The organism is Arthrobacter sp. LjRoot14 (genome assembly GCF_964253905.1).
GTDB lineage: Bacteria > Actinomycetota > Actinomycetes > Actinomycetales > Micrococcaceae > Arthrobacter.
In genome coordinates this window covers 4781177-4790048 of record NZ_CAXURL020000001.1, presented here as the reverse complement: position 1 = coordinate 4790048, position 8872 = coordinate 4781177, and the positions used below count along the sequence as shown (strand labels likewise).

The window sequence follows — 8872 nt, the reverse complement described above, 5'->3', positions numbered from 1 at the left end:
CAATCAGTTCCTCAAACTTGCTTGCCTGCATTACCTGCAGCCACAAGTCCCGAACCAGGGGTCTGGTTCCGGCTTAATCCACAGGGTTATGCACAGAGCGTGGATAATCGGCTACTGAGCCACTCTAGGGGATCAAAAGCCTAGAAGATAGCTGGGTAGAGCCTTGTGGATAATTACACCGTTGTGGTTCGAAAACACGCCCTGTGAGCCACTTCATCCACAGGCTGTGGGCAGAGGTTAACCACAACGGCCGAAGGGTGGTGAAGACCGGTCCGGTTTGACTAGGGGGATCATTTTGACCTAACGTTGTGAAGTCCTTTGTGTCCGCTTTTCGACCTCATTTGAATCTCTCTGACGTTCTGCGTCCTACGAGCCGAGGGCAGCGTGCATATACAAAACTTAGCGTCGGCCAGTTCTTCCCCTTTTTGATCGGGTGGGCGCACCTTTGATCCACTGGAGTAACTAACGTGAGCAAGCGGACTTTTCAGCCGAATAACCGCCGTCGAGCCAAGAAGCACGGCTTCCGCCTTCGTATGCGTACCCGTGCCGGCCGTGCCATCCTGGCAGCCCGTCGTGGCAAGGGCCGCACCGAACTGTCGGCCTAAATACACTGACTCGTCGGTCACCATCCCTTTGCGAGTTTAACGGTGCTAGCCACCAGGAACCGTCTGAGGACATCAACCGATTTTTCAACAACTGTACGTTCCGGCGTCCGCAATGGACGCCGGAACGTAGTGTTATATACGGTAGCTATTGCTGCTGACGAACCAAGCCGGATCGGATTCATCGTTTCCAAGAGTGTCGGGAACGCTGTTGTCAGGAACCTCGTTAAGAGGAGACTGAGGGAAGCCGGTGCTTTGTCGTTGCAGGAGTACGGTACCGGGTTCGCCATTGTGGTCCGGGCACTGCCTGCGGCCGCGGCTGCCAGCTGGGATCAACTGCTGGCAGACTACAACGCCGCTCTGGAAACGACCATGAAACGGCTGGGCGGCCGCCTTCCTCGGGCCGCGTCAGCGGTTTCACGGGAAACAAGACAGGAAGGGACACCGCGTGCGTAACTCCATTGCCGCCGTCGTCCGCTTCTTGAAACAGGCTGCCGTCGTGGTGGGCAGGACGCTCTGGAACCTGCCCCGCAACTTTCTTATTCTGCTGCTGATGACCTACCGCAAGGTGATTTCGCCCTTGTATGGCCAGGTCTGCCGCTTCTTTCCTTCGTGCTCGGCATACGCCCTCGAAGCAATCACGGTGCATGGCGCCGTCAAGGGAAGCTGGCTCGCGGCCCGGCGCCTGGTGCGCTGCCACCCTTGGAACGCCGGCGGTGTGGACCATGTCCCCGCCGGTCACCGCCACTGGCCTGAAAACCAGACCCCCACAATTGTTGTACTGAACAACCCGGACAAGTACCTGGCTGCGCAGTCTGATGGAGAAGGCCGCACTGCGGCCTAACGAATAGGGATATCGTATGGACTTCTTTGAAACAATCATGTTTCCGTTCAAGTGGCTGGTGTCAGTCATCATGGTGGGCTTCCATGAAGGCCTGAGTGCCATTGGCCTGCCGGCTGCCAACGGCTGGACGTGGACGCTGTCCATCATCGGGCTGGTGCTGGTCATCCGTGCCGCCCTGATTCCCGTGTTCGTCAAGCAGATCAAGGCCCAGCGCGGCATGCAGCTCCTGCAGCCGGACCTGAAGAAGCTGCAGGACAAGTACAAGGGAAAGACCGACCAGCTGTCCCGCCAGGCCATGGCGCAGGAACAGATGGCGATGTACAAGAAGCACGGGACCAACCCCTTCTCGGCCTGCCTGCCCATGCTGATCCAGATGCCGTTCTTCTTCGCACTGTTCCAGGTGCTTTCCGGCATCACGGCGGCCCGAACCAAGGGCGCCGGTATCGGGGCGATGAGCCACGAACAAGTGGTGCAGTTCGACGATTCCAGCATCTTCGGGGCCACGCTTTCGGCGTCCCTGCTGCACGGCGGCGCCGGCAACCAGACCGCCGTATGGATTCTCTCGATCGTGATGATCCTCGCCATGACGGCCTCGCAGTTCATCACGCAGAAGCAGATCATGGCCAAGAACATGTCCGAAGAGGCCATGGCCAGCCCGTTCATGCGCCAGCAGAAAATGATGCTCTATATCCTGCCGATCGTCTTCGGCGTGGGTGGCATCAACTTCCCCATCGGTGTCCTCATCTACTGGACCACCACCAACCTCTGGACCATGGCGCAGCAGTTCTTCGTCATCCGCCGCATGCCGACGCCGGGATCCCCCGCCGCCAAGGCCCTCGCCGAGCGCCGTGCCGCCAAGGGGCTTCCGGCCCTGCCCATCCTGGGAGGTAAGAAGGCCGACGTCGAGGCTGAAGCTGCCGCTGCTGCCGCGGTTGCCGAGGCCAAGGGCCAGCGCATCCAGCCACAACGTAAGAACAGGAAGAAGAAGTAATGTCTGTCGATAGCACCGAAAACGCCGTTTCCGCCGAGGCCATTGAAGACCAGGACGACGCCCAGGATGAGATCCAGGATGCGGGCAAGGGCTCTTCTGCGAGCCGGCTGGAAGAAGAGGGCGACGTCGCAGCCGACTACCTCGAGGAACTGCTGGACATCGCCGACATCGACGGTGACATCGACATCGAGGTCCGGAACGGTCGGACCTATATTTCCATCGTGGCCGAGGAAGAATCAGCGGGGCTCGAAAGCCTTGTTGGCCGCGACGGTGAAGTGCTGGAAGCCCTGCAGGAGCTGACCCGCCTTTCGGTCCTGTCGGCCACGGAGAACCGCTCACGCCTGGTACTGGACATCAACGGTTACCGCCAGGAGCGCGCAGGGCATCTGCAGAAGATTGCAGAGGACGCAGTGGCGTCCGTGAAGGAATCCGGTAATGCTGTGGCACTGGAACCGATGAGCGCCTACGAGCGGAAGATCGTCCACGACGCTGTGGCTGATCTGGGGTTCGTTAGCGAATCTGAAGGCGAAGGTGCCGGGAGGCACATCGTTGTTTCCGCAGACTGAAGACGCCGGGACGCAGACCATGGTTGATATTACTGCCGCGGAGCTCAAGGCGGCCGAGGCGATCTTTGGTGACCGCCTGGAACTGGCCAAGCGCTACGTCGAACACCTGGCCACCTCCGGCACTGAGCGCGGCCTGATCGGACCCCGCGAGGTGCCGCGGCTTTGGAGCCGCCACGTTCTGAATTGCGCCGTCATCGAGCGCGAAATTGCCCAGGGAAGCCACGTCGCTGATGTTGGGAGCGGCGCCGGATTGCCCGGGCTGTGCTTGGCAATTGCGCGCCCCGACCTTGAACTGACGCTGATTGAGCCGCTGGAACGCCGCGTCATCTGGCTGCAGGAGGTCGTGGACGACCTCGGTCTGACCAACGTAACGGTGATGCGAACCCGGGCTGAACTGGCCGTGGGTATGGTGAATGCCGATGTGGTCACCGCCCGGGCTGTGTCCGCGCTGTCCAACCTGGCCGGGCTGACCATCCCCCTGCTCGCGGGCAAGGGTGAAGTCGTGGCCATCAAGGGACGCAGCGCCGGGGAAGAGATTGAGAAGGCTGCCAAAGCCATCCGCAAGCTCGGCGGCGTTCAGACATCCGTGGTGGTCGTCGGAGAGGACCTTCTCGAGGAACCCACCACTGTAGTCCGCATCATCGTTAATAAGACGCAAAAGATTGCCTAGCCGCTGGCCCGGTGCCGCGGGTCTTTTGGGGGAAGCGGTTAGGCTAGTGAACGGCAGAAAAAGCCGAATGAGAGTGAGTGTGTCACAGTGACCAGTAGCGAAGCCTCCACACAACGGATACCCCCGTTCGTGTCCCTGGGGTCCGCACGGGCTATGGTCGCGCCCTCGATTGCGCCGACTGACTCGTGGAATCATCTGAATTCGGTTGCAAGTCGTTCCAAGTCCACCGCAGTTTCACGTGAAACTGCAGGATCGGTCAGCGGTAACATCATGGACTCCATTGATGACTCGAGCCCTATCGCCCGTGAATTGGCCCACGAAAATAAACGGCGCGAGCGGTTGATCGGCCGGCAGCTCCCGAAGCCGGAGAAGACCCGCATCTTCACGGTATCGAACCAAAAGGGCGGGGTCGGTAAGACAACCACCACAGTCAACATTGCGGCCGCACTCGCTGCTGCCGGGCTGAACGTGCTGGTTATTGACATTGACCCCCAGGGCAACGCCTCTACCGCCCTTGGCATTGAACACCACGCGGACGTGGACAGCATCTACGATGTCCTGATCAACGACGTACCGCTCAAGGACGTCGTGGCCCAGTGCCCTGACATCGCGAACCTGATCTGTGCACCCGCTACCATTCACCTGGCCGGCGCGGAAATTGAACTCGTTTCGCTGGTCGCCAGGGAACAGCGCCTCCGCCGCGCGATTGACGTTTACGCCAAGGAACGCCAGAAGGCCGGCGAGGCCCGTCTCGACTACATCTTCATTGACTGCCCGCCAAGCCTGGGCCTCCTGACAGTCAACGCCTTCTGTGCCGCCGGCGAGGTCCTGATTCCCATCCAGTGCGAGTACTACGCCCTGGAAGGACTCAGCCAGCTGCTGAAGAACATCGAAATGATCCAGAAGCACCTCAACGCCGAGCTGGTTGTGTCCACCATCCTCCTCACCATGTACGACGGCCGTACGAACCTCGCCGCGCAGGTAGCTGCCGAGGTCCGTCAGCACTTCCCGGAACAGGTTCTCGGCGCTGTGGTGCCGCGGTCGGTCAGGATTTCCGAGGCGCCGAGTTACCAGCAGACTGTGATGACCTACGATCCGTCCTCCAGCGGTGCACTCTCCTATCTGGAAGCCGCAGCGGAAATCGCTGAACGTTAGAATTTTCAACAATTGCACTAGCCAGAGCCGGATCTGCCGGGCTCTTCCATTGGAGGGATTTATCCATGAGCGATAAGCGACGCGGCCTCGGTCGCGGTCTTGGCGCACTCATTCCAAGTTCCGCTCCGGCTAACGCATCCGGCAACGGCGCAGCACCGTCGCGTCCAGTGGACCTGTTTTTTCCGGAGGCCCGGAAGACGGCTACAACAGTCCCGGTCATTCCCGTCGAGGACGACGCAACCACATCGGGACCTCCGGCTCCCAGGAAGTCCGCCAGCGTGGCGCCCTCTCCTGAAGCGAAGGCGCCGGTTCGGAAAACCGCGGCCAAGTCAGCCCCCGCCAAGAAGACGGCTACCGAAAAGTCTGAGGGGAACCCTGACGCTTCGACAGCAGCTGCTACAGTCACCGACGCCGGACCGGAACTGGTGGAAGTCCCCGGAGTCAGGTTCGCGGAGATTCCGGTTGGCGATATCCATCCGAACCGCAAACAGCCGCGTTCCGTCTTCGATGAAGACGACATGGCGGAGCTCATCCACTCCGTCCGCGAAATAGGCGTTCTCCAGCCAGTTGTCGTCCGTACTTCAACCGAAAAGGGTGGCGAACCCTTTGAACTCGTCATGGGTGAGCGTCGCTGGCGTGCAGTGCAGGCCGCGGGGCTGGAAACTATCCCTGCAATTGTCAGGGATACCACTGACGATGACCTGCTTCGGGATGCTTTACTCGAAAACCTGCACCGCAGCCAGCTGAACCCCCTTGAAGAGGCGGCCGCATACCAGCAGCTGCTCGAGGACTTCGGTACGACGCATGAACAACTTGCCGACCGCATCGGCCGCTCTCGGCCCCAGGTGTCGAACACGCTGCGCCTGCTCAAGCTGCCGCCGTTGGTGCAGCGCCGGGTAGCTGCGAGCGTTTTGTCCGCGGGACACGCGCGTGCCCTGCTTGCCCTTCCGGATGCGGCGGCAATGGAGCGCCTGGCCCAGAAGATCGTCGCTGAGGGAATGTCGGTTCGGGCAACGGAGGAAGCGGTGACTCTTTACCAGAGCCCGGCAACGCCTGCTAAGAACAACGTCCCTCGGCCCGGTGCCCGCCATGAACGGCTGGACTATCTCGCATCGTCCCTGTCGGATCGTCTCGATACCAACGTGAAAATATCCCTTGGTGCCAGGAAGGGCCGTGTCAGTATTGAGTTTGCCAGCGTGGAGGACTTGAACCGGATTATGGAAGTTCTGACGCCGGGATCCGAAAACTAGATTTCCAGCAAAATGTGGGGCCTGTTTCACGTGAAACAGGCCCTTTCATTTGCGGCTGACCAGGAATGCCCGTTGGTGAAATCCTTCGAGGTGCGCTGCATCTATCCGGAACTGCCGTTTCCATGTTGCGGCGCTCCGTCGCCAGAAGGCGGCAGTCGGGCAAATCCAAGCAGCATAAGGCGAAGGACCGACCTCTGCCGCCCTGGCGGCGCGCTGCGCTCGGTGGTGTCCGGTTCCCAGCCCGCGGCCGAGGTGCTGCCGCCTCAGGCCGCCCAGGAGATCCCTGGAGGCGGCGCAGCGGGCACGAGCCTGACCTGGCACCGGTTGGGGGCCCTAGGCCTTATGGAGGCGTCCGCGGCTGATGTGGCGGCCCGCTGTCGCTGCCGCTCGGACTGCCAAATCGGGTATTCTGCCGCAACGTAGCCGTGGCCCGAAGACCGGTGGGAGGATCTGGCGGTGTATTGTTGCTGCCGCGCACGCGATACTGGGTTTCCCTACACGCAATCGGTGACGCTGTGACAATCGGGTCGATGTCCCGGAGTGGTTGTTGTAGCGGCTGCGCAGCTGTGCCCTGATGTTCCGCTCGTTCAGGTGTATAGGGCTTCAGTAAGCGAATGCATACGCGTGATGAGCCCGATTCCGTAGGCCAGGCATGCGGCGATGGTGCTCCGCAAGCCTACGACGTCTTAGTATCGCGACGTTTATGTGTGGCAGGTCGGCTGGGGGCAGGGAACCTTCTAGTCGAGCGCAATTTGCCGTACGTGGGGGCAGGTGATCTGCGGTGCTGGCGCCGATGTCCGTCGTGACTTCAGGTATGCGCCAGAGTTGCTGCACTCAGGTGTGGAGCGTCTGGTCCACGCCCAGCCACCGGTGCGGCCCAGTCCGTGGCGCGGTGACCCTGTTTCACATGAAACCTTGAGCTCAGAAGCAAGGCTTTGGGGATAGGACCGCGTGTTCTGCCGCGCTACTCGCCGGGAAAATTGTGGTCGAGGTGATGGCCCCTGCCCCGCTCGTTCAGTTTCTCGCCGGCGTTCGGCGGTTTCGGTGCACACCGTCTCTCTGTTTGTTGATGCCGCCGAACGTTCTTCGGCGGCGTCCCTGCCTTGACGGATACGCCTCGCCCGCTTCGTTCCATCCTCTCGTAGCCATCAGGAAGGTGGGGCAACATCTTCGGCCTCAACCGTGCAGTGTGTAGCCGGCCTGCTGACCGGTCCGCGGTGATCCGACTGTCACTGCACAGGCTAGCCTCTGTTGAGTCGACCGGCGGCAGCGCCGGGAACCAAGGATGTTTCACGTGAAACCGGACCGGTCAGTCTGGCACGATGTCGTCATATTTATTTGAGCTGACAGTTGCCGGTGCTCGGAGCCGGGTGCCCGATGGAAGTTGCTTAGTGCCGCCCAGAGTGGTGCCTGCCGGGCTGGGTGGTTCAGGTCTTGGTCCCCCGGCTGTCGCCTGATCTGCGAACCAGATTAGCTCACAATCTCCCGTCCATAACCGGTGCACGAGGGAGCGTCCTGGTTAGCGCACGCTCCCCCGGAACGAGTGAAGTAGCTGCGTGGCGAGTGAGGAAAGGAATGGCGGCGGGCGTTCTGCATGGAGGGAATCGGCGCGGAGTCCGGATCAGGATCCATTGCCGGAGAGAAGCCCCTTGAAGCTGGGCAAAGGATCTTCGGCTGACACAGGGCTTTCGTGGTGGTCGACCTGAGGTCGTGGTGGATCTTCGGAGCGACGGTGGGGCCTTCCGGTCACAGGGCTCAAGTTCTAGGACTCCCCCGGGCATCGTCCAAAGCTCATCTTGTCGTATGCCGGAGTTGCAGCAGCCATGGGATTCTTGGGGACCATCGGGCAAACCGGAGCATCCGTTGGGGTGGTCAGTGAACCGGTTAGATCGTGAACAATAGGATGCCAAGCTTGGTGATGGACGGAGGGGGCTGAGGTGGCAGCGGCCATTCGTTGCAGGGTCCTAGCAACTCACCGCTCAAGAGGATGCCGATCATGGGTACGCTCCGGCATCTGACCGATGGCGTAAGCACAGGAACGCGCTTCGCTGATTGATTCTTTCGACGATTGAGTGGCCATTTCTTCGTACCCCATGGTCAAGATTCCGCCGGCATCCGGGCTCTTCCCTTCGGATACTTTGAATGGGAATACGTGCTTCTGGCGGGACAGCTCGGTGTGGGGATGGAGCCGGGCTTTTGGTCCACCGACTGCCCACGGCCTCCCCCGGTCGTACGCAGTGGTTCCTCGCTTGTCCGAACTCGCATAATTCAACGTTGAGGTTTGGCAGTTTCCAGGGAGCGATGCCGCCGCAAGTACAATCTCGCACGCCTGCCGAGGGGCCAGGGTCCGCCAGCGTCGACTGCCTTTGTCGGACGTCAGGGCGGTGGATAAGAAGGTGCATAACATGGTACGCGCCTGTGGATAACTTTGGGGATAAGCCGAGACTGACAGTTGGACTTCAGGTACATCCTGGTGCGCGCATACCGGTTGGAATCGGGGTGGAAGCGGACTGCCACACACCTCGGCTGCATGGTTTCACGTGAAACATTGCTGGTCCCGCATGCGGACCTCTCCAGTGAGCCAAATTCTGAGGAATTCAGCCAAAAAGGGGTCAATTGTTGACCGTTTAAGAAGCGTCATAGTGGCGCCGCCCTGACACTTCCCACCTCGCACAGAACGTGACACATGCCACCACAGGATGGGCAAGGCCCTGCCCTACCCTATGTGCAAAGTCACGATTCGTGGACAAGGAAGACGCTTGTGGACAACACTGTGGATAACCTCTGTGGAGAA

The 8872-nt window shown here is 60.6% G+C and carries 8 protein-coding genes; all 8 read left to right on the top strand.

The features are described from left to right. Positions 1-467 precede the first annotated feature (467 nt). The 8 genes from rpmH to ACSQ12_RS21725 all read left to right on the top strand — a co-directional run bounded on the left by rpmH (position 468) and on the right by ACSQ12_RS21725 (position 6078). Entirely contained in the window at positions 468-605 is a 138-nt protein-coding gene (gene rpmH, locus ACSQ12_RS21760) for a 50S ribosomal protein L34 (protein WP_003800212.1), read from the top strand. A gap of 42 nt (positions 606-647) precedes the next feature. Next, a complete protein-coding gene (gene rnpA, locus ACSQ12_RS21755; protein WP_436066892.1) occupies positions 648-1058 on the top strand; it encodes a ribonuclease P protein component in 411 nt (136 codons plus the stop codon). Further along, entirely contained in the window at positions 1051-1446 is a 396-nt protein-coding gene (yidD, locus tag ACSQ12_RS21750; RefSeq protein WP_436066891.1) for a membrane protein insertion efficiency factor YidD, read from the top strand. Before rnpA ends, yidD begins: the two co-directional genes overlap by 8 nt. Positions 1447-1462: 16 nt before the next feature. Further along, positions 1463-2437, top strand: a complete 975-nt coding sequence (gene yidC / locus ACSQ12_RS21745; protein ID WP_209741814.1) for a membrane protein insertase YidC — start codon at positions 1463-1465, stop codon at positions 2435-2437. Next, a complete protein-coding gene (locus ACSQ12_RS21740) occupies positions 2437-3003 on the top strand; it encodes a protein jag (protein WP_043479784.1) in 567 nt (188 codons plus the stop codon). The genes yidC and ACSQ12_RS21740 overlap by 1 nt, the downstream gene beginning before the upstream one ends. 19 nt (positions 3004-3022) lie before the next feature. Beyond that, positions 3023-3673 carry a 16S rRNA (guanine(527)-N(7))-methyltransferase RsmG gene (gene rsmG, locus ACSQ12_RS21735; protein WP_209741815.1) on the top strand — a complete coding sequence of 217 codons (651 nt, stop codon included), beginning with the start codon at positions 3023-3025 and terminating at the stop codon, positions 3671-3673. An 87-nt stretch (positions 3674-3760) separates the two neighbouring features. Then, entirely contained in the window at positions 3761-4828 is a 1068-nt protein-coding gene (locus ACSQ12_RS21730) for a ParA family protein (protein WP_436066890.1), read from the top strand. Between the two features lie 65 nt (positions 4829-4893). Next, positions 4894-6078, top strand: coding sequence for a ParB/RepB/Spo0J family partition protein (locus ACSQ12_RS21725; RefSeq protein ID WP_436066889.1), 1185 nt, complete (start codon positions 4894-4896; stop codon positions 6076-6078). The last annotated feature ends 2794 nt before the right edge of the window (positions 6079-8872 follow it).